This is a genomic window from Micromonospora sp. CPCC 205539 (assembly GCF_036906815.1).
Lineage (GTDB): Bacteria > Actinomycetota > Actinomycetes > Mycobacteriales > Micromonosporaceae > Micromonospora.
Genome location: NZ_JBAKHW010000035.1, coordinates 26,930 through 48,492 on the forward strand (window position 1 = coordinate 26,930; position 21,563 = coordinate 48,492).

The following is a 21,563-nucleotide window of genomic DNA, read 5'->3' on the forward strand; positions in this document are numbered from 1 at the left end:
CCTCGTCGCGGGGCCGAACAGGAACGCCCCGCAGCTAGCCCAAGAGGCCGCCTCCGCCGTGGAACTGGGCCCGGAGTCCATCCGTACCACCGAGCAAAAAAGGAATGGCCCCGGCGCTCCGCCAGGGCCATTCCTGTTGCAGTTCTGTGATGTGCCCCCGGCAGGATTCGAACCTGCGCCCCCGCCTCCGGAGGGCGGTGCTCTATCCCCTGAGCTACGGGGGCTCAGCGACTGGAGAAGACTAGCAAACCTCCTCCGCGTACGCCGAATCGGTGTCGCTGCCCCGATGGTGTCGCCGCCTGCCCGACGTCGGTGAATAGCGGCGGTTCTCCGGTGCGGTGCTCGGGTGTCGGCGGTCAGGCGGCGGCGATCACCCGGCCGCAGCTGGGCAGCGGATGCAGGACGATCCGCCGGGGGAGCCGGCGCGGCCACTCGTTGCGGGGCCAGGAGCCGTCCACGATCAGGTGCACGGTGCGCTGCTCCTCGCCGCTGAGCCGCAGCACGAAGTCACGGGGGAGCGGTGGGTCGACCGTCGGCGTGGTGATCATGAACCGCACCCGACCGCGAGACGAGACCGCGGAGATCACGTCGGCCGCCGGCATCGTGCCCCGCAGTCGTACCCGCCCGATCCAGTACACCTCCGCGGCGTGCTCCTGAGCGGCTCGGGTGATCGCCGGGTACTCGCCGCGGACCCAGCGCTCGACCGCGCTGACGCAGAGCCCGCAGGCCCGCTCGCGTGGCTCGCGGGGACCCAACCCCCAGGCCCGCAGGTACGCCCCGACCGCCCCCGCGTCCAGCGGGAGGTCGAAGCGCCGTTGGATGAGCGTGGTGAGGCTCTGCCGCGTCCACAGCTCCTCGTCCAAGCCGAACTCGTCGGGGTGGACGCCCCGGAGCACGTCGATCAACTCGAGTTCCTGTTCGCGGCTGAGCAATCCCGGCTCGCCCTGCCGCTGTCCGCGACGGACGGCTGCCACCGCCCCGTCACCGCCGATGGTGTGACGCCGGCACCAACTGGTGACCGAGCGTCGTGCGTCTCTGAGTGCAACCCCCACGTCTTGGGCAACGAGCCCGAATCACAACTGGTCACGATATGTGCGGAGAAAACTCTCTAAGCAACGTAATCGGATGCATCGCCCAAAACGCCCGCAAGGTACGCGAGCCGGCGTGCTGTCCCCGTGGCGCCCCGGCTCGGCCGTTTCTCGTACCGGTCACTCTGATCGACTCGAGGTCACTGATGTCGGGGTGTTCCTGGCTGTCGGATGCCCCGAGGTCAGCGATGTCGTGTCGATCGAGGGCGAGCGGGGCCGTCCGGGCTGCGTGGTGCCGCAGCTTGGTCGTTCCGGGGCAGGTCGCCCCTTGATCGACTCGTGGTCGGTGATGTCGCGGTGTCCCGGCCCGTCGAATGCCCCGACTTCGGCGATCTTGTGTCGATCAAGGGGGTGGCGGCGGTGCGGGGCAGGCCAGGACGGGACCGGGCCCGCGTCTCCGCCTACGTGCGGCGGTGACGCGGGCCCGGTGTGCTCGCCCCGTGGGTCAGCTCTTGGCGGCTTTTGCCTGGAGCTGCCGGAGGTTGTTCAACTCGGTCTGCTGGGTGGCCTTCATGGTGCGGGCGACCCGCAGCACCTCGGCGTTGTCGGTCTCGCCGAGCACGCCGTCGATCATGTGCACGCCGCCCAGGTGATGGTTGATCATCAGGGCCAGGAACTGCCGGTCGACCTCGATGCCCTGGGCATTGCGCAGGGCGGCCATCTCCTGTGGGCTGGCCATCCCCGGCATCAGGCCATTTCGGTTCTTGAGCGCGTCGGCCCCGTCGGGCATCCACGACATCGGGGGCTGCGAGCCGGTCGGGCTGAGGTCCCATCCCCGCAGCCAGGTCTGCATGGCGCCGATCTCACCCTGCTGCCCGGTGGCGATGTCCACGGCGATCTGCCGCACCTCGGGGAGCGTGGCTGACCGGTAGGCGGTCAGGCTCATCTCCACCGCCTGACTGTGGTGCGTCGTCATGTCCCGCGCGAAGCCCGCCTCGACCGAGGCGTCCCCGGGCCGGGTGAGCCGGGGGGTGAAGAGGCCGCCGGCGTACCCGAGGAGCAGGCCCACCACCAGCATGGCGGCGAGCGCCAGCACGCCGTACCGCCGAGCCGGGGCCCGGCCGCCCTCATCCAGGGCGGCCGGAACCTCCTCGTGCTCGCTGTCAGTGGTGGCGGGAGCAGTCATCGCCGTCCTTTACTGGGTGGGTGCCTGGGGCTGCTCGAGGTCACGCGGCGTGGTGCCGGTGGCGGTGATGCCCGTGTTGCACAGGGCGGTCGGCCCCTCGGTGGAGGCGTTCACCCGCAGGTCCTTGATGAACTCGTCGATCCGCGAGTCGTCGGCCTTGTCGAGCTTGAGCTGGAAGCCCCACGCCTGCAGCGAGATCGGCTTGTCGAGACCCTCGTACGGGCTCATCATCATCTTCTCGACGCCGCGCACCTTGCTGGCGAGCTTGTCGATCTGGTCCTGCGGCAGGCCGGGCTTGTAGGTGATCCAGACCGCGCCGTGCTCCAGGCTGTGCACCGCGTTCTCGTTGGCGATCGGGGCGTCGTAGACGTCACCCATGCAGTTCTGCCAGATCGCGTTGTGCACTCCGCCCACCGGCGGCGAGTACTTGTAGGTCAGCGGGCCCGACTTGTGCGACTCGTAGTCGAGGCTCGTCTTGTCGTTCTTCAAAATGTTGCTGATGCCGTCGATGGCGCCGGCCCGCTCCTTCCAGGGCTTGGAGCCCTGGAAAGACGCCCAGGCGCCGTACCCCAGGATGCCGACCGCGAGAACGCCCACGGCGGTGAAGAGCGCGATCGGGCCCCAGGCCCGGCCCTGACTCACCTTGACCGGGGTGATCGGCTTGCGGGGACCCTTGCCACCTGCCCGCGGAGTGCCCGCCGGCTTGCCGGAGCCGGCCTTGGCGCCGGACGCCGGCCTGCCTGCGGCCGGCTTCTTGCCGGTGCTGACCACGGTCGGGCGACGCTCAGGGCCGCCCGGGGTGCTGATGCTCATCGTGCCTCGTCAGGTCGTGGGTCAGAGGAGGTGGCGGGCCGGATGACGTGCAGGGTCGCCGCCGAGTGCCCGAGTCTACCCCCGATAACATGGTTCGGTGACTCCTGCAGAGCTAGCCTCGGTCGTCCTCACCGCCGCCCACGCCGTCTTCGACGAGCGTGGCCTGGACCGCGCCGCGTTGCCGGAGCGCACGGTGGTGGAGCGACCGCGCAACCCCGAGCACGGCGACTACGCCTCCACGCTCGCGCTGCAGTTGAGCAAGAAGGTCGGCGTTCCGCCGCGGGAGCTGGCCGCCTCGCTGGCCGACCAGCTGACTCGGGCACCCGGGGTCAAGTCGGTCGAGATCGCCGGGCCGGGCTTCCTCAACATTCGGCTCGACGCGGCCGCCGCCGGCCAGCTCGCGCGGGTGATCGTCGAGGCCGGTCCGGAGTACGGCCGCAGCGACCGGCTCGCCGGCGAGAAGATCAACCTGGAGTTCGTCTCGGCCAACCCGACCGGCCCGGTGCACATCGGCGGCGTCCGGTGGGCGGCCGTCGGCGACGCGCTCAGCCGGCTGCTGCGGGCCACCGGCGCCGAGGTGGGCACGGAGTACTACTTCAACGACGCCGGGTCGCAGATCGACCGGTTCGCCCGTTCGCTGCTCGCCGCCGCCCACGGCCAGCCCGCGCCGGAGGACGGCTACGGCGGGGCGTACATCGGCGAGATCGCCGCCGAGGTGCAGGCCCGGCGGCCGGACGTGCTGACCCTGGACGACGCCGCCGCGCAGGAGGTGTTCCGGGTCGAGGGCGTCGCGCTGATGTTCGACGAGATCCGCTCCTCGCTGCGCGACTTCGGGGTGGAGTTCGACACCTACTTCAACGAGAAGGACCTGCACGACCGCGGTGAGCTGGATCTCGCGCTGGCGCGGCTGCGCGAGCAGGGCCAGGTGTACGAGTCCGAGGGCGCCACCTGGCTGCGCACCACCGACTTCGGTGACGACAAGGACCGGGTGCTGCGCAAGTCCAACGGCGAGTGGACGTACTTCGCCGCGGACTGCGCCTACTACCTGGACAAGCGGGAGCGCGGCTTCGAGCGGGTCGTGATCATGCTGGGCGCCGACCACCACGGCTACATCGGCCGGATGAAGGCGATGTCCGCCTGCTTCGGCGACGACCCGGAGCGCAACCTGGAGATCCTCATCGGGCAGCTGGTCAGTCTGCTGCGCGACGGCGCCCCGATGCGGATGAGCAAGCGGGCCGGCACCGTGATCACCCTGGAGGACCTGGTCGACGCGATCGGGGTGGACGCCTCCCGGTACGCCCTGGCCCGCTACTCCAGCGACTCGCCGATCGACATCGACATCGAGCTGTGGACCCGGGCCACCCGTGACAACCCGGTCTACTACGTGCAGTACGTGGCCGCGCGGACGGCGGGCGTGGCCCGGAACGCCGCCGAGGTGGGTCTGCTCCAGGGCGAGGCCGACGCCTTCCGCCCGGAGCTGCTCGACCACGAGAAGGAGAACGAGCTGCTCAAGGCGCTGGCCGAGTTCCCGGCGGTGGTGGCCACCGCCGCCGAGTTGCGGGAGCCGCACCGGGTGGCCCGCTACCTGGAGGAGAGCGTCGCCGCCTCGTTCCACCGGTTCTACGACAACTGCCGGGTGCTGCCGTTGGGCGACGAGGAGGTCACCGACCTGCACCGCGCCCGGCTCTGGCTCAACAACGCCACCCGCACCGTGATCGCCAACGGCCTGCACCTGCTCGGCGTGTCGGCTCCCGAGAGGATGTGACATGCGGGCTCACGAGGCCGGCGCGCTGCACGGCGACATCGGCAGCCGGGGGCCCACCTGGCTGCGTACCCCGGAGGACGTCAACGCCCTCGTGCCGGCGCTGTGGCCACGCACGGTGGCGCGCGGCGCCGACGGCGCGCTCACCGTCGCGGGCCTCAGTGTCCGTGACCTCGCGGCCGAGTTCGGCACGGCGGCGTACGTGTTGGACGAGGCCGACCTGCGCGGCCGCTGCCGGGACTTCCGGAGCGCCTTCGCGACCGAGGACGTCTACTACGCGGGCAAGTCGTTCCTCTGCCGGGCGGTGGTCCGGATGATCGCCGAGGAGGGGCTTTACCTGGACGTGTGCACCGGTGGCGAGCTGGCCACCGCGTTGTCGGCCGGGATGCCGCCGGAGCGGATCGGCTTCCACGGCAACAACAAGTCGGTGGCCGAGCTGACCCGGGCGCTGGACGCGGGGGTGGGCCGGATCATCGTCGACTCGTTCATCGAGATCGACCGGCTCACCGCGCTGGCCCGCGAGCGGGGAGTCCGTCCCGGGGTGCTGGTCCGGGTCACCGTCGGGGTCGAGGCGCACACCCACGAGTTCATCGCCACGGCCCACGAGGACCAGAAGTTCGGCTTCTCGCTGGCCGGCGGGGCCGCGCTGACGGCCGCCCTCAAGATCCTCGACGAGGACGAGCTGGAGCTGCGGGGGCTGCACTCGCACATCGGCTCGCAGATCTTCGACACGAGTGGTTTCGAGGTCTCGGCACGGCGGGTGCTCGCCCTGCAGGCGCAGATCCGCGACGCACGTGGGGTGGAGCTGCCCGAGCTGGACCTGGGCGGCGGCTTCGGCATCGCGTACACCACCCAGGACACCCCGGCCACGCCAGAGGATCTGGCCACGCGCCTGCGCAGGATCGTCACCGCCGAGTGCGCCGCCGAGTCGCTGGCCGTGCCGCGCCTCTCCATCGAGCCGGGCCGGGCGATCGTCGGGCCGGCCGTGTTCACCCTCTACGAGGTGGGCACGGTCAAGGGCCTCGACGGCATCCGGACGTACGTGAGCGTCGACGGCGGGATGAGCGACAACATCCGGACGGCGCTCTACGGGGCGTCGTACTCGGCGACCCTGGCCTCCCGGGCGTCGACCGCGGAGCCGTTGCTCGCCCGCGTGGTGGGAAAGCACTGTGAGTCCGGGGACATCGTGGTGAAGGATGAATTCCTGCCCGCCGACGTGCAGCCCGGAGATCTTGTCGCGGTGCCCGGCACCGGTGCGTACTGCCGGAGCATGGCCAGCAACTACAACCACGTACCCCGACCGCCGGTGGTCGCGGTGCGCGACGGTCAGGCGCGTCTGATCGTCCGGCGGGAGACCGAAGAGGACCTGCTCGCATTGGATGTTGGATGACGTCACCTGTGCGCTTGGCGCTGCTCGGCTGCGGAACCGTCGGCCAGGAGGTGGTCCGGCTGCTCCACGAGCAGGCCACGGACCTGACCGCCCGGATCGGCGCTCCACTGGAGATCGCCGGCATCGCCGTCCGCCGGCTCGGCCGCGACCGCGGTGACCTGGCGGTCGACCCGGCCCTCTTCACCACCGACGCGCTCAGTCTGATCAAGCGCGACGACGTGGACGTGGTGGTCGAGGTGGTCGGCGGCATCGAGCCGGCCCGCGGCTGGCTGGTCGAGGCGCTGCGCGCCGGCAAGAGCGTGGTCACCGCCAACAAGGCGCTGCTCGCCGAGGACGGCGTGGCGCTGCACGACGCGGCGGCCGAGGGCGGTGGCGACCTCTACTACGAGGCGTCCGTGGCCGGGGCGATCCCGCTGCTCCGCCCGCTGCGCGAGTCGTTGCACGGCGACCGGATCAACCGGGTCACCGGCATCGTCAACGGCACCACCAACTTCATCCTCTCCGCGATGGACGCCACCGGCGCCGGCTTCGCCGAGGCGCTGGAGGAGGCCACCGAGCTGGGGTACGCGGAGGCCGACCCGACCGCCGACGTGGAGGGCTTCGATGCGGCGGCCAAGGCCGCGATCCTCGCCTCGCTCGCGTTCCACACCCGGGTCGGCGCCGCCGACGTGCACCGGGAGGGCATCACCGAGGTGACCGCCGCGGACATGGCGAGCGCCCAGGCGATGGGCTGCACCATCAAGCTGCTCTGCATCGCGGCCCGGGGCGTCGACCCGACCGGCCGCGAGACGGTCAGCGTCCGGGTGCACCCCGCGATGATTCCGCGCAGCCACCCGCTGGCCAGCGTCGGCGACGCGTTCAACGCGGTCTTCGTGGAGGCGGACGCGGCCGGGCAGTTGATGTTCTACGGCCGGGGAGCGGGCGGCGCGCCGACCGCCAGCGCCGTGCTCGGTGACGTCGTGGCGGTGGCCCGCAACCGGCTCGCCGGGGTGCGTGCGGCCAGCGAGAGCGCGTACGCGGACCTGTCGGTACGGCCGATGGGCGAGGCGCTGACCCGCTACCACGTCAGCCTGGACGTGGCCGACCGGCCGGGTGTGCTGGCCGCGGTGGCCGGCGTGTTCGCCCGACACGACGTGTCGATCGCGACCGTGCGGCAGGGCTCCGCGGGCGGCTCGGGCGGTGGCACCGGCCGGGCCGACGACGCCGAGTTGGTCATCGTCACCCACGTGGCTCCGGACGCCGCGCTGGCCGCGACCGTGGGCGAGCTGCGGGGCCTGGACATCGTCCGGTCGGTGACGAGCGTGCTGCGGGTCGAGGGCGGGGTCTGAGTCGTTGTCCCTACGGTGGGGCGGGCCGGTGACGGCCCTCGCGTCCCGCCAGGTGGGTAACCCGGGGTGCGCCACCGGTCGCTCCGGCAGGCTGGGCCACGCTGGCCTGGTCCTCAGGTCGATGCGGCGGTAGAGGCGAGGAGAACGACATGTGGCGCGGTCTGATCGAGGCGTACCGGGATCGGCTGCCGGTCACCGAGGCCACGCCCGTCGTGACGCTGCACGAGGGGAACACCCCACTGCTGCCCGCGCCGGTGCTCTCCGCCCGGCTGGGCTGTGACGTGTACCTCAAGGTCGAGGGCGCCAACCCGACCGGCTCCTTCAAGGACCGGGGGATGACCCTGGCGGTGTCCAAGGCGGTCGAGGCCGGCAACAAGGCCATCATCTGCGCCTCCACCGGCAACACCAGCGCCTCCGCCGCGGCGTACGCGGCTCGGGCCGGGTTGACCTGCGCGGTGCTGGTGCCCCAGGGCAAGATCGCGCTCGGCAAGCTGGCGCAGGCGCTGGTGCACGGCGCCAAGCTGCTCCAGGTGAGCGGCAACTTCGACGACTGCCTGGCGCTCGCCGCCAAGCTCGCCCAGGACTACCCGGTCGCGTTGGTCAACTCGGTCAACATCGACCGGCTGCACGGGCAGAAGACGGCCGCCTTCGAGATCGTCGAGGCGCTCGGCGACGCGCCCGACATCCATTGCCTGCCGGTCGGCAACGCCGGCAACATCTCCGCCTACTGGATGGGCTACTCCGAGGAGTACGCCGCCGGTGCCGTCACCAAGACGCCGAAGTTGTACGGCTTCCAGGCCTCCGGGGCCGCCCCGATCGTCACCGGTCAGGTGGTGCCGGAGCCGTCGACGATCGCCACCGCGATCCGGATCGGCAACCCCGCCAGCTGGACCAAGGCGCTGGACGCCCGGGACGCCTCCGAGGGTCTGATCGCGGCGGTGACCGACCGGGAGATCCTTTCCGCGTACCGGCTGCTCGCCCGTGAGGTGGGTGTCTTCGTCGAGCTGGGCAGCGCGGCCAGCGTGGCCGGCCTGCTCCAGCAGGCCGCGGCGGGCGCGGTGCCGGCCGGGTCGACGGTGGTCTGCACGGTGACCGGCCACGGCCTCAAGGACCCGGAGTGGGCGATCTCCACCGCCCCCGCGCCGCTGACCATCCAGAACGACCCGCTGGCCGCGGCCCGCGCCCTCGACCTCGCCTGAGCAGCCCCCGCGCCGTCTGCGCCCTCGACCTGGCCTGAGCAGCCGGTGAGGGGACGGCCTGGGGCCGGCGCGGATCGGAGTCACCGGGTCCGGCACACTTTCACGTATCCCCGCACGCATTCTCTTTCAGGAGTGAGCCAGGCCGATGTCGCTGCTCGCCAGATTCAGCCTCGCCAACCGAGGGCTCGTGGCCCTCATCGCGGTGGTGATTACGGCGTTCGGAGCGTTCGCCGTGCCGTCGCTGAAGCAGCAACTGCTGCCGTCGCTCGAGTTCCCGGCCGCGTTCATCGTGGCCGCCTACCCCGGCGCCGGGCCCGAGATCGTCGAGTCGCAGGTGACCGAGCCGATCGAGAACGCCCTCCAGGGCATCCCCGGGTTGGACGAGATCACCTCCACCTCCCGCGAGGGATCCGCCACCGTCCAGGTGACGTACGAGTTCGGCACCAACCTGGACGACGTGGTCAACAAGATGCAGACCGCGCTGAGCCGGATCGACGCCCAATTGCCGGAGGACGTCGACCCGCAGGTCATCGCGGGTAGCACCGACGACCTGCCGGCGGTGGTGCTGGCCGCGGCCGGTGCCGCAGACCAGCGGGCACTCGCCGAGAAGCTGCGCGCGACGGTCGTGCCGGAGCTGGAGGGCATCGACGGCGTCCGTACCGTCGAGGTGACCGGGACCAGCGACGACGTCGTGGTGGTCACCCCGGACCCGGCCAAGCTGGCCGCCGCGAAGCTGCAGCCCACGGCGATCGGCGCCGCGCTGAAGACCAACGGCGTGGCGATCCCCGCCGGCGCGGTGACCGACGGCACCCTCGCCCTGCCGGTGCAGGTCGGTACGCCGGTCGCCACTCTGGACGACCTGCGCGGCATCGTGGTGGCCCCGGGCGCCAGCCCGGTCCGCCTCGGTGACGTGGCGAGCGTCGAGCAGCAGCTCGCACCGGCCACCGCGATCACCCGGACCAACGGCAAGGACAGCCTCGGCATCGCGGTCACCGCCTCGCCCGACGGCAACGCCGTGCAGATCTCGCACGAGATCCGGGACCAGTTGGCCGAGCTGGAGAACGCCTCGGGCGCCGAGCTGACCGTGGTCTTCGACCAGGCGCCGTTCGTCGAGAAGTCGATCGAGTCGCTGACCACCGAGGGCCTGCTGGGCCTGCTGATGGCGGTCATCGTCATCCTGGTCTTCCTGCTGTCGATCCGGTCCACCGTGGTCACCGCGGTCTCCATCCCGCTCTCCGTGCTGGTGGCGCTGCTCGCCCTGTGGATCGGTGACTACTCGCTCAACCTGCTCACCCTCGGCGCGCTGACCATCGCGGTCGGCCGGGTGGTGGACGACTCGATCGTGGTGTTGGAGAACATCAAACGACATCTCGAGTACGGCGAGGAGAAGCGGCACGCGATCATCACCGGCGTCCGCGAGGTGGCCGGCGCGGTGACCGCGTCCACCCTCACCACGGTCGCGGTGTTCGCGCCGATCGCGCTGGTCGGCGGGTTCGTCGGGCAGCTCTTCGCGCCGTTCGCGATCACGGTGACGGTGGCCCTGCTCGCCTCGCTGCTGGTGTCGCTGACCGTGATCCCGGTGCTGGCCTACTGGTTCCTCAAGCCGCGCGGCGGCACGGTCGACGACGAGGCGGTGCGTCGGGACGCGGAGGAGAAGGAGCTGCGCAGCCCGTTGCAGCGCGCGTACCTGCCGGTGATCGGCTTCGCGACCCGTAAGCGGTCCACCCGTTGGGTGACCGTCGGGCTCGGTCTGCTGGTGCTGTTCGCGACCTTCGGTCTGGCCCAGAAGTTGGAGACCAACTTCCTGGACGACTCCGGCCAGGACACCCTCAACATGAGCCAGGAGTTGCCGGCCGGCACCGGCCTGGCGGCCACCGACGAGGCGGCCCGGCAGGTCGAGACGGTGCTGGCCCGTACGGCGGGTGTCGACACGTACCAGGTGACCGCGGGCGGCGGGGACACGCCGTGGGCGGGCGGCGGCGGCAACAACGTCGCCAGCTGGTCGCTGGCCCTGGGCGGGGACACCGACGCCAAGGAGATGCGCGAGGTTCTGCGCAAGGAGTTCGACAAGCTCGGCGACGGGGTTGGCGAGATCAGCTTCGGCGGCGGGCAGGAGGCGTCGACCAGTCAGCTCGAGGTGGTCGTCCAGGCCAGCGACCCGGAGGTGCTGACGCGGGCCACCGAGGCGGCGCGGACGGCGATGGCCGGTGTGCCGGACGTCGAGGATGTCTCCACCAGCCTGGCCGCGCGGGTGCCGCGGGTCGACGTGGCCGTCGACCGGGTCGCCGCGGGCCGGGTCGGGCTCACCGAGGCCGCGGTGGGTCAGCTGGTGTCCCAGGCATTCCGTGGGGCGCCGCTGGGGCAGGTCGCGCTCGACGGCCAGCAGCAGAACGTGGTGCTGCGGCTGAGCGCCAAGCCGCCGGTGACGGTGGAGGAGCTGAGCGCCCTGCCGATCGGCCCGGTCAAGCTGGGTGACATCGCGAAGGTCACCAAGGCCGAGGGCCCGCAGCAGGTCACCCGGATCGACGGGGAGCGCAGCGTCTCGGTCACCGGTACGGCGACCGGCTCGAACCTGGGTGCGACCAGCAAGGAGCTGCAGACGCGGCTCGACGGTCTCGACGTACCGGGGGCGAGCTTCACCATCGGCGGGGTCAGCGCGGAACAGGCGGATGCCTTCGGCGATCTGGGTCTGGCGGTGTTGGCCGCGATCGCGATCGTGTTCCTGATCATGGTGGCCACGTTCCGCAGCCTCACCCAGGCGCTGATCCTGCTGATCTCCATCCCGTTCGCCTCGACCGGCGCGATCGGTCTGCTGCTCATCACGGGCACGCCACTGGGTGTGCCGGCGCTGATCGGCGTACTGATGCTGGTCGGCATCGTGGTGACCAACGCGATCGTCCTGCTCGACCTCATCAACCAGTACCGGGCCCAGGGCATGGGGGTCCGGGAGGCGGTGGTCGAGGGCGGCCGACGTCGGCTGCGCCCGATCCTGATGACCGCGGTCGCGACCATCTTCGCGCTGCTGCCGATGGCGCTCGGGTTGACCGGCGAGGGTGGCTTCATCTCGCAGCCGCTTGCCGTCGTGGTGATCGGTGGTCTGCTCAGCTCGACACTGCTCACGCTGATCCTGGTGCCGACGCTGTACTCGATGGTGGAGCACACCAAGGAGTCGCTGCGGGAGCGGCGCCGTCGGCGGCGCTCCGGCGATCCGGAGGTGACCGAGCCGACGGGTCCGGAGTCGGCCGAGCAGACCGGCCCGAACCAGGTCGCGGTACCGGTCGGCGCGCCGGCGCGGTCCGAGGGTACGCAGCCTCCCGCGGGGCGGCCCGCCCCGTCGGCGGCACTGGTGGACGGCACGGACCAGTTCGAGGTGCTGCGGCTGCCCCGTAGCCGCACCTCACCGCTGCCTCCGGTCGAGCCGAACGAGTAGTCCGATCCGCATTTCCGAGACGCCCTCGACGGGTTCCGACCCGCCGGGGGCGTCTCGCCGCGTCGGCGCGGGTGCCTCAATCGGTCCGCCTACCCGGTACCGTGCGTCACAGCTCGCATACTCGTAGTGGCATGCGGGGTGGCTGAAGCGGGGGCGGGCGGATGGCCGAGAGCGCGCACGGCTGGAGTCGACGCGACCTGCTGCGCCGAGTCGCCCTGCTGGGCGGCGGTGCCGCCGTCGGCGCGGGTGCCTCGCAGGCATGGTGGCGCGTCCAAAGACGGTTGCCGACCGTCGGCGCGGCCAGCGCAACGGTCGGCAGTGGCCCCCAGGACGCCGGCTCCGGCGAACTGGCGGTCGTCTGGTCGGCGCCGACCGCGCAGCGGCTGGTGGCGCTCACCTTCGACGACGGGCCGGCACCACAGTGGACTCCGATGGTGCTGGACACGCTGGCCCAGCATCGGGTGCCGGCCACGTTCTTCCTGGTCGGCGCGCAGGCCAGGCGGCACGCCGACGTCATCCGTGATCGGCTCACGGGGCACGAGGTGGGCAATCACAGCTGGGCACACCGGGACCTGGCGCGGCTCAACGCCGCCGAGGCGTACGACGACCTTAGCCGCAGCCACGACGCGATCGCCGACGTGACCGGGAGGCCGCCCCGGCTGATCCGTCCGCCGTACGGCCACCTGGGCGGGTCGGTGCTGCACGCGGCGGCACGGCTGGACTGTCGGCTGGTGCTCTGGTCCCTGCAGATGGTGGAGCGCGATTTCCCCGATGATCCGGCCGGCCATGCCCGGCGCATCGTGGCCGATGTCCGGCCGGGGACGATCCTGCTCGGGCACGACGTGGGGGCGCGACGCCGACTGGTCGCGCTGCACGGCCTCCCGGACATCATCGACGGGTTGCGGGCGCGTGGCTACACCTTCGTGACCGCGTCGGCCCTGCTCGCCCCTGATGTTGCCCCTGCACCGACCGGGTAGGGTCGCGCTCCGTGACGTCCACCCGTGCGGTCCTTACCGGCAACCGGAGCTTCCGCAACCTCTTCATGGCCGAGTTGGTCGTCTTCGGTGCCGACTGGTTCGTCATGGTGCCGTTGCTGGTGCTGCTGCCCAAGCTGACCGGCAGCGGGGTGTGGGGCGCGCTGGTGCTGGCGGTGGACACCGGCATCGTGGCGCTGCTGCTGCCGTACACCGGCACGGTGGCCGACCGGTTCGACCGGCGGAAGATCATGATCGTGGCGAACGTGGCCGCGCTGGCGGGCGTGCTGTTGCTGCTCGGTGTGCGGGGCGCCGGAACGGCCTGGCTGGCGCTGGTGGCGATCGGCGTGGTGGCGGTGGCCAAGGCGTTCTACTCGCCGGCCGCCCAGGCGGCGCTGCCCAACGTGCTGGAGCCGGACGAGTTGGCCGCCGGTAACGCGGTGGCCGGCTCGGCGTGGGGCACCATGACGGTGGTCGGCGCCTCGCTCGGTGGTGTGCTCACCTCGGCGGCCGGCCCGTACGCCTGCTTCTGGGTGGCGGCGGTGGGCCTGGCGCTGGCCGCGGGCCTGGCCGCGCGGATCCGCCGGCCCTTGCAGGCACCCCGGGACGACGACCGGCCGGCTCAGCGGACCTGGCCGGCGGTCCGCGAGGCACTCGGCTACATCGGGCAGCGGCCTCGGGTGCTGGCGCTGGTCACGGTGAAGTCAGCGGTCGGCCTGGGCAACGGGGTGCTGACCGTGTTCCCGCTGCTCGCTGGCGTGTACGGGGTCGGCCCGCTGGGCGCCGGCCTGCTGTTCGCGGTCCGCGGCGCGGGGGCGCTGGTGGGGCCGATCCTGATGCGTCGGGTGTTGACCAACCGGTCCTGGCTGCTGCCCGGGCTGGCCGTGTCCATGTCGCTCTACGGCCTGTCCTACCTGGGTACGTCGGTCGTCGGCTGGTTTCCGCTGGTGCTGCTGCTGGTCTTCGTGGCGCACTTCGCGGGCGGCAGCAACTGGGTGATGTCGAACTTCGCGTTGCAGGGCGAGGTGCCGGACCGGCTGCGCGGGCGCGTCTTCGCCACGGACATGATGCTCGCGACCCTGGCCATCTCGGTGAGCCAACTGGTGGTGGCCCTGGTGGTGGACTCGGTGGACGAGCGGGTGGTGCTGGCCGGCTGCGGCCTGGTGACCGTCGTGTACGCGGTCGGCTGGCGGATCGCCACGCGCAAGCTCTCACTCACCGAGCCGGCCGCCGAGCCGGTCCCGGATCCGGCCGGCTGACCCCAGCCGGTCCCATCGCTGCGGGCGTGCGGCCAGATCGTCGGTACCGCCGCCTAGCATGAGCTCGTGCCGACGAACTTCACCGCCGGGCCGGTCCGGGTCCGGGTTCCCGCGACCAGCGCCAATCTTGGCCCGGGCTTCGACGCGTTGGGTCTCGCGCTCGGGCTCTACGACGATGTGGCCGCCGAGGTGGCACCGGGCGGGGTCCGGGTGGCGGTGACCGGGCAGGGTGCCGGTGAGTTGCCCGACGATGACCGGCACCTGGTGGTGCTTGCCATGCGGGCCGCCTTCGACGTGCTCGGTGGCCAGCCCACGGGGTTGAGCGTGGAGTGCGTCAACCGAATCCCGCAGGCGCGTGGGCTGGGCTCCTCGTCCGCCGCGATCGTCGCCGGTGTGCTGCTGGCCCGCGCCCTGGTCACCGACGGGGAGCACCGGCTGGACGAGGCCGGCGTGCTCGGGCTGGCCGCGGAGATCGAGGGCCATCCGGACAACGTCGCGCCCTGCCTGCTCGGCGGCTTCACGGTGGCCTGGTCCGAGCCGACCGGCGCTCGGGCGGTGTCCCTGCCGGTCGCGAGCCGGGTGCGGCCCACGGTCTTCGTGCCGGCCGAGCGGGGGTTGACCGCGGCCGCCCGGGCCGCGTTGCCGGCCACCGTGCCGCACCGCGACGCCGCGTTGACCGCCGGGCGGGCGGCGTTGCTGGTGCACGCGCTGACCACGGATCCCACTCTGCTGCTGCCGGCCACCGTCGACCGGCTCCACCAGGATTACCGCGCACCCGGTATGCCGGGCACGTCAGCGCTGGTCAGCGAGTTGCGAGCGGCGGGTGTGGCGGCTGTGGTCAGTGGGGCGGGGCCGACCGTGCTGGCGCTCAGCGAGCCCCCGGCGGGCTTTTCCGCGGGAACAGACTGGCAGATCTGGCAGTTGCCGATAGATGTCAGCGGCGCATGGCTCGTCCGGGGTAGACTTGGACACGCCGAGCGGGACCCTGTTGCCGCAGGTCGGAAGAGTTGATTACGCTCTAGACCTAGCACAGCCGCGAAGCACGCGATCTCCTGCGGGGCGGCGCACCCCGAAGCTCTCGGCGGTTAGCCCGTCACACCCCTGCCAAGGCCCACGCCGCACCGCAGTTTCCACAGGTCGCCGCAGACGGCGAGACCTGCTCACCGATCTTTGGTGAGTCGGGATACCGACCGGCTGCTGTGTGTCAAAGACTCCCGCGACGCGTCCTTGCGAGGCGGGTGCACCGAGGCCGCCCGGCCACCTGAGTTCCGACTCCGGGCAGTCCCGGCCTTTATCGAGGGAAGGATTCCATTGAGCGACACCACCGACGTGACGTCGGATGTTTCCAACGTCGCTGGCGATGCCACCACCGCCGCTCCCGCCCGTCGTCGGCGTAGCGGCACCGGTCTGTCGGCGATGCTGCTGCCAGAGCTGCAGAGCCTGGCCGCGTCGCTCGGCATCTCCGGCACGGCTCGCATGCGCAAGGGCGAGCTGATCGCCGCGATCTCCGAGCGGCAGGGCGGCGCCGCCGCCGGGACCCCTCGACCGCGGGCCGAGGTCGCGGCCGCGGCCGCTCCCACCCGTGAGGGGGTGCACGCCGAGGTGCGGGACACCGCTGACCGGCCGGCGGCCGAGCGGCGCAGCGCCGATCAGGCTCCGGCCGAGCCGGCTGCCGAGACCGAGGGCCGGGGTCGCACCCGGCGGGGTCGGGCCGCTGCGGAGGCGCGTACCACCGAGGCGCGGTCCACCGAGGCGCGGTCCACCGAGGTGCGTACCACCGAGGCGCGGTCGACCGAGGCGCGTGCCACCGAGGCGCGCACCGACGAGGCGGAGGCCGGCGAGCGGACCGACCGGGGCGAGAGCCGCCGGGACCGGACCGAGCGTCCGGAGCGCGCTGAGCGTTCCGACCGGGCTGAGCGTTCCGAGCGCACCGATCGTGCCGAGCGGGGCGAGCGTTCCGACCGGGGCGACCGCGCCGAGCGGGGCGATCGTGCCGAGCGGGGCGACCGCGCCGAGCGGGGCGACCGTGCCGAGCGGGGCGACCGCAACGAGCGTTCCGACCGGGGCGAGCGTGCCGACCGCAACGAGCGGGGCGAGCGTTCCGACCGGGGCGAGCGCAACGACCGTAACGAGCGGGGCGACCGCAACGACCGTGGTCAGCGCGCCGAGCGTGACGTCGAGGGCGACGACGACGAGAGCGGCGGCCGGCGTGGCCGGCGCAGCCGCTTCCGGGACCGCCGCCGGGGCCGTGGTGACCGCCCCGAGACCGCTGGCGACAGCGGCGGCCGCGAGCCGCAGGTCAGTGAGGACGACGTCCTCGTCCCGGTGGCCGGCATCATCGACGTGCTCGACAACTACGCCTTCGTGCGGACGACCGGTTACCTGGCCGGCCCGAACGACGTGTACGTCTCGATGTCCCAGATCAAGAAGTACGGCCTGCGCCGCGGTGACGCGATCACCGGCGCGGTCCGCGCGGCCCGCGAGGGCGGCAACAGCGGCGACCAGCGGCGGGACAAGTACAACCCGCTGATGCGGCTGGACACGATCAACGGGATGGAGCCGGAGGAGGCGCGGCGCCGGCCCGAGTTCTACAAGCTCACCCCGCTCTACCCGCAGGAGCGTCTGCGGTTGGAGACCGAGCCGCACATCCTCACCACCCGGGTCATCGACCTGGTCATGCCGATCGGCAAGGGCCAGCGGGCGCTCATCGTGTCACCGCCGAAGGCGGGTAAGACGATGGTGCTGCAGGCGATCGCGAACGCGATCACCCGCAACAACCCGGAGTGCCACCTGATGGTGGTGCTGGTGGACGAGCGGCCCGAAGAGGTCACCGACATGCAGCGTTCGGTGAAGGGCGAGGTCATCGCGGCCACCTTCGACCGGCCGCCGCAGGACCACACGACGGTGGCGGAGCTGGCGATCGAGCGGGCGAAGCGCCTCGTCGAGCTGGGGCACGACGTGGTCGTGCTGCTCGACTCGGTGACCCGGCTCGGTCGGTCGTACAACCTGGCGGCGCCGGCCAGCGGCCGGATCATGTCGGGTGGTATCGACTCCACCGCGCTCTACCCGCCGAAGCGCTTCCTCGGCGCGGCCCGCAACATCGAGAACGGCGGGTCGCTGACCATCCTCGCCACCGCGCTGGTGGAGACCGGGTCCATGGCGGACACGGTCATCTTCGAGGAGTTCAAGGGCACCGGTAACGCGGAGCTGAAGCTGGACCGGAAGATCGCCGACAAGCGCACCTTCCCGGCCATCGACATCAACCCGTCCGGCACCCGTAAGGAAGAGGTCCTGCTCGCACCGGAGGAACTGGCCATCATCCACAAGCTCCGCAAGGTGCTGCACTCGCTGGACTCGCAGGCGGCACTGGATCTGCTGCTGGATCGCCTCAAGCAGTCCCGCACCAACATCGAGTTCCTGATGCAGATCGCGAAGTCGACGCCGGGGGAGTAACCACCCCGGGGTAGACCGGCGAAGGGGTACGGCCGAACCGGCCGTGCCCCTTCGTCGCGTCCAGGGCCGAATCGGTCGGTGAACTGTCGGCGCCGGGCACCCCCGCGTAACCCCTCGATCGACACGAGGTCGGTGACGTCGGGGTTTGCGAGGGCGGGGATACCGCGATGTCACCGGACCTGGAGTGAATCAAGCAGTGAGCGCCGAGCGTGGTCAGCCCGCCGGTCCAGGTGCTGAAGTTTTCCTTCGCTCTAGTCGATAGGTCTTGAAACTTCTATTCAAAACCGGGTTGACTGTCGTCCATGCGTACCCGCAGACGAATCGCCCGCCGCACCGGCGTCCTGCTGCTGACGCCGCTCCTCACCCTGGTCGGGCCGGTGCCGGCGACCGCAGCGCCGCCAGCCGCGCCCGTCATGGCCCTACCGGCCATGGCCCCGCCCGCGGTCGGCCTGGAGCCGGCCGACGGCCTGGAGCCCAGCAAGACCACCCGGCCCGTCGCGCCGGGCGTGCAGCTCACCTCCTTCGACCGGTACGACGCCGATGGCTGGCTGCGCGCCGACGCCCTCACCACCGACCTCACCGGTGGAGCCACCGTCGACTACGTCAACTCCGGGGCGGTCAGCAGGGCTGAGCCGCTGCGGGGAGCGGTGGACCGCTCGCGCGCGGTCGCCGCGGTCAACGGCGACTTCTTCGACATCAACAGTTCCGGTGCCGCCCAGGGCGTCGGCATCCGCGACGGCGAGCTGATCCAGTCGGCGGTCAGCGGTCACCGCAACGCGGTGGCGGTCACCGCGGACGGGCTCGGCCGGGTGATCGAGGTGAACTTCGACGGCACCGCAACCCTGCCCACCGGGCCGGTGCCGCTGAGCCAGTTCAACAACATGGTGCAGGCCGACGGCATCGGCGCGTTCACCGAGCTCTGGGGGACGTACACCCGGGGTCGCGCCGTGGAGGGCGCGGCTCGGGTCGTCGAGGTCACCGTGGCCGGCGGCCGGGTGACCGCGGTGGCCGACGTGGCCGGCAGCGGCCCGATCGTCGCCGGCAGCACCGTGCTGCTCGGCCGCGATGCCGGCGCGGACGCGCTTGCCGGGCTGCGCCCCGGTGACCCGGTCACGGTGGCGTGGCGGCCGAAGCCGTCCGACGGCAGCACCCTGCACGCGGCGGTCGGCGGCAGCAACGTCCTGGTCCGCGACGGCGTCGTGCAGACCATCGCCGACCCGTCGCTGGCCCCGCGTACGGCGGTCGGCTTCACCGCCGACGGTCGAAAGATGATCATGTTGACGGTGGACGGCCGGCAGGCCGACAGCCGGGGCGTGACCCAGACCGAGATGGGCCGGATGATGGCCGAGCTCGGTGCCCACCACGCGCTCAACCTGGACGGTGGCGGCTCGTCCACGCTGCTGGCCCGGGAACCGGGAGCGCCGGCCGTGCAGGTGGAGAACAGCCCGTCCGACGGCAGCGAGCGGGCCGTGCCCAACGGCCTGGCCATCTACGCGCCGAAGGGCAGCGGCCGGCTCACGGGGTACTGGGTGGAGACCGCCAGCGACCCCACCGCCGCCCCGGGCGTCTCGCCGGTGCGCGGCGGTCGGCCCGACCGGGTCTTCCCCGGCCTGAGCCGCACCCTCACCGCCGCCGGCTACGACGAGACGTACGGCCCGGCGGCCGGCACGCCGACCTGGCGGGCGACCCCCGTGGTACGTGGGCGGGTCGACCACGCCGGGGTGTTCCACGCCGGCGCCCCCGGGGCCAGCACGGTCACCGCGGGGCGCGGCCGGGCCACCGGCTCACTGGGCCTCACCGTGCTCGGCCCGCTGGCCCGGATCGGCTCCACCGTGGAGCGCGTGGGGCTGACCGGCCGGGATGGCAACGCCCTGTTCGGTGTGGTCGGCTACGACGCCGAGGGCACCACCGCGCCGATCGAGCCGGCCGACCTGACCCTCGACTACGACCGCGACCTGCTGCGGATCACGCCCAGCGAGGACGGCAACCTCGCCGTCACCGCGCTGCGCGACACCGGCTCGGCCCTCGTCACCATCCACGTCGGACGTCACAGCGCAGTCCTGCCGATCACAGTGGGGCTGACCGACGTGCCGGTGGCCGGTTTCGACGACGCCGCGTCGTGGCGGTTCAGCCAGGCCCGGGCCAGCGGATCGGTCGCACCGGCTCCCGGTCACACCGGCACCGGCCTGCGGATGTCGTACGACTTCAGCCAGTCGACCGGCACCCGGGCCGCGTACGCCGACCCGCCGGCCTGGATCGAGGTGCCCGGCCAGCCGCAGGCGTTCGGCATGTGGATCCACGGCAACGGCACCGGCGAGTGGCCCAGCCTGCACCTGCACGACGCCCAGGACACCCAGCACGTGCTGCGCGGCCCACTGATCACCTGGACCGGCTGGCGGTACGTGGAGTTCGCCGTGCCGCCCGGGGTGCAGTACCCGGTGCGGGTGCGCCGGTTCTACGTGGCCGAGACCAACGCCGCGGCGCAGTACACCAGCGAGGTGATCATCGACGACCTGGTGGCGAAGGTGCCGCCCACGGTCGACGTGCCGCCGGTGGCCCCGCGTACCGATCGGGTGGTGGTCCGCGACGGCACCGTCGACGGCGCGCCGTGGCGGTTCGCGGTGCTCTCCGACGCCCAGTTCGTGGCCGCCGACCCGGATAGCGACCTGGTCGCCCAGGCCCGACGGACGCTACGCGAGGTGAGGGCGGCCAGGCCGGACTTCCTGCTGATCAACGGCGACTTCGTGGACACCGCCTACCCGGCCGACTTCGCGCTGGCCAAACGGATCCTCGACGAGGAGTTGGGCGACGCGCTGCCCTGGTACTACGTGCCCGGCAACCACGAGATCATGGGTGCCCCGATCAGCAACTTCCAGGCCGTGTTCGGTGCCACCTCGCGGGTCTTCGACCACGCCGGCACCCGGTTCGTCACGCTGAACTCGTCCACCGGGACGCTGCGGGGCGGCGGCTTCGACCAGGTCCGGATGCTGCGCGAGACGCTGGACGCGGCAGCCGCCGACCCCCGCGTCGGCTCGGTCGTCGTCCTGCACCACCACCCGCCGCGCGACCCCAGCCCGGCGCAGGCCAGCCAGCTCGGTGATCGGAAGGAGGCGGCGCTGCTGGAGCAGTGGCTGGCCGACTTCCAGCATCGCACCGGCAAGGGCGCGCTCTTCGTGGGCGGGCACGTCGGCACCTTCCACGCCGAACGGGTCGACGGGGTGCCTTACGTGATCAACGGCAACTCGGGCAAGACGCCGTCCACCCCCGCCGATCGGGGCGGCTTCACCGGCTGGACCGAGTTCGGCGTCGACCCGGTCACTCCGGCCGAGGCCGACCGGGCCCGACGCGATCCGCTCGCCGAGGGGCCGCTCTGGGTCGACGCGGAGATCCACGCCCACGTCGACCGGCTCGCGCTGAGCGCGCCGGCCAGCGTCGCGGTCGGCGTGCCGGCGGCGGTCAGTGCCACGCTGACCCAGCCCGGCGGGCGTACGGTCCCGGTGGCCGCCCCGGTGAGCGCGGACTGGTCCGCCTCGCCGAGCGTGCACGTCGGGTCGGCGGCCGGGGTGCGTCCGTGGCACACCGCCCGCTTCGACCCGGCGACCGGAACCCTGACCGCGCTGCGTCCGGGCGCCCCGGTGCGGCTGACCGTCGCGGTCAACGGCGTCGTCGCCGAGGCCACCATCACCATCACCCGCTGAGTGCGCGGGAGGGTCCCGGTCACCGGGGCCCTCCCCGTACCCG

Annotated in this window: 13 protein-coding genes and 1 tRNA gene; 10 read left to right on the plus strand and 4 right to left on the minus strand. The window is 72.1% G+C overall.

Annotated features, from left to right (window positions below; translation table 11 throughout):
• Positions 1-152 precede the first annotated feature (152 nt).
• The 4 genes from V6V47_RS25525 to V6V47_RS25540 form a co-directional block, all read right to left on the minus strand.
• Positions 153-224: transfer RNA gene (locus tag V6V47_RS25525), tRNA-Arg, on the minus strand.
• A gap of 132 nt (positions 225-356) precedes the next feature.
• A complete protein-coding gene (locus V6V47_RS25530; RefSeq protein WP_334630902.1) occupies positions 357-1,052 on the minus strand; it encodes a winged helix-turn-helix domain-containing protein in 696 nt (231 codons plus the stop codon).
• Between the two features lie 481 nt (positions 1,053-1,533).
• The gene (locus V6V47_RS25535) at positions 1,534-2,214 is read right to left on the minus strand and encodes a DUF305 domain-containing protein (protein WP_334630903.1); all 681 of its coding nucleotides are present in this window, start codon (positions 2,212-2,214) and stop codon (positions 1,534-1,536) included.
• A 9-nt stretch (positions 2,215-2,223) separates the two neighbouring features.
• On the minus strand, positions 2,224-3,027 hold the full coding sequence (locus tag V6V47_RS25540) for a DUF3105 domain-containing protein (RefSeq protein ID WP_334630904.1): 804 nt from the start codon (positions 3,025-3,027) through the stop codon (positions 2,224-2,226).
• A 97-nt stretch (positions 3,028-3,124) separates the two neighbouring features.
• Here V6V47_RS25540 and argS point away from each other — a divergent pair, with 97 nt between their 5' ends.
• The 10 genes from argS to V6V47_RS25590 all read left to right on the plus strand — a co-directional run bounded on the left by argS (position 3,125) and on the right by V6V47_RS25590 (position 21,520).
• Positions 3,125-4,792 carry an arginine--tRNA ligase gene (gene argS, locus V6V47_RS25545; protein WP_334630905.1) on the plus strand — a complete coding sequence of 556 codons (1,668 nt, stop codon included), beginning with the start codon at positions 3,125-3,127 and terminating at the stop codon, positions 4,790-4,792.
• A gap of 1 nt (position 4,793) precedes the next feature.
• The gene (gene lysA, locus V6V47_RS25550; RefSeq protein WP_334630906.1) at positions 4,794-6,179 is read left to right on the plus strand and encodes a diaminopimelate decarboxylase; all 1,386 of its coding nucleotides are present in this window, start codon (positions 4,794-4,796) and stop codon (positions 6,177-6,179) included.
• A gap of 8 nt (positions 6,180-6,187) precedes the next feature.
• Positions 6,188-7,507 (plus strand): homoserine dehydrogenase, encoded by a 1,320-nt coding sequence (locus V6V47_RS25555; protein ID WP_334630940.1) that lies wholly within the window; start codon positions 6,188-6,190, stop codon positions 7,505-7,507.
• A 149-nt stretch (positions 7,508-7,656) separates the two neighbouring features.
• On the plus strand, positions 7,657-8,706 hold the full coding sequence (thrC, locus tag V6V47_RS25560; RefSeq protein ID WP_334630907.1) for a threonine synthase: 1,050 nt from the start codon (positions 7,657-7,659) through the stop codon (positions 8,704-8,706).
• Positions 8,707-8,851: 145 nt separating this feature from the next.
• Complete coding sequence (locus tag V6V47_RS25565) at positions 8,852-12,136, plus strand: efflux RND transporter permease subunit (protein WP_334630908.1); 3,285 nt, start codon at positions 8,852-8,854, stop codon at positions 12,134-12,136.
• Between the two features lie 161 nt (positions 12,137-12,297).
• Positions 12,298-13,113 carry a polysaccharide deacetylase family protein gene (locus V6V47_RS25570; RefSeq protein WP_334630909.1) on the plus strand — a complete coding sequence of 272 codons (816 nt, stop codon included), beginning with the start codon at positions 12,298-12,300 and terminating at the stop codon, positions 13,111-13,113.
• 11 nt (positions 13,114-13,124) lie between these two features.
• The gene (locus tag V6V47_RS25575) at positions 13,125-14,369 is read left to right on the plus strand and encodes an MFS transporter (protein WP_334630910.1); all 1,245 of its coding nucleotides are present in this window, start codon (positions 13,125-13,127) and stop codon (positions 14,367-14,369) included.
• Between the two features lie 66 nt (positions 14,370-14,435).
• Complete coding sequence (thrB, locus tag V6V47_RS25580) at positions 14,436-15,380, plus strand: homoserine kinase (RefSeq protein WP_334630911.1); 945 nt, start codon at positions 14,436-14,438, stop codon at positions 15,378-15,380.
• Between the two features lie 300 nt (positions 15,381-15,680).
• Positions 15,681-17,822, plus strand: coding sequence for a transcription termination factor Rho (gene rho / locus V6V47_RS25585; protein ID WP_334630912.1), 2,142 nt, complete (start codon positions 15,681-15,683; stop codon positions 17,820-17,822).
• A gap of 302 nt (positions 17,823-18,124) precedes the next feature.
• On the plus strand, positions 18,125-21,520 hold the full coding sequence (locus tag V6V47_RS25590) for a phosphodiester glycosidase family protein (RefSeq protein WP_334630913.1): 3,396 nt from the start codon (positions 18,125-18,127) through the stop codon (positions 21,518-21,520).
• Positions 21,521-21,563 lie beyond the last annotated feature (43 nt).

Excerpts from the sequence above, each read along its gene's own strand:
- thrC (WP_334630907.1), top strand. The coding sequence starts at position 7,657 with ATGTGGCGCGGTCTGATCGAGGCGTACCGGGATCGGCTGCCGGTCACC.
- V6V47_RS25570 (WP_334630909.1), top strand. The coding sequence starts at position 12,298 with ATGGCCGAGAGCGCGCACGGCTGGAGTCGACGCGACCTGCTGCGCCGA.
- V6V47_RS25535 (WP_334630903.1), bottom strand. The coding sequence starts at position 2,214 with ATGACTGCTCCCGCCACCACTGACAGCGAGCACGAGGAGGTTCCGGCC.
- V6V47_RS25540 (WP_334630904.1), bottom strand. The coding sequence starts at position 3,027 with ATGAGCATCAGCACCCCGGGCGGCCCTGAGCGTCGCCCGACCGTGGTC.
- V6V47_RS25590 (WP_334630913.1), top strand. The coding sequence starts at position 18,125 with ATGCGTACCCGCAGACGAATCGCCCGCCGCACCGGCGTCCTGCTGCTG.
- V6V47_RS25565 (WP_334630908.1), top strand. The coding sequence starts at position 8,852 with ATGTCGCTGCTCGCCAGATTCAGCCTCGCCAACCGAGGGCTCGTGGCC.
- lysA (WP_334630906.1), top strand. The coding sequence starts at position 4,794 with ATGCGGGCTCACGAGGCCGGCGCGCTGCACGGCGACATCGGCAGCCGG.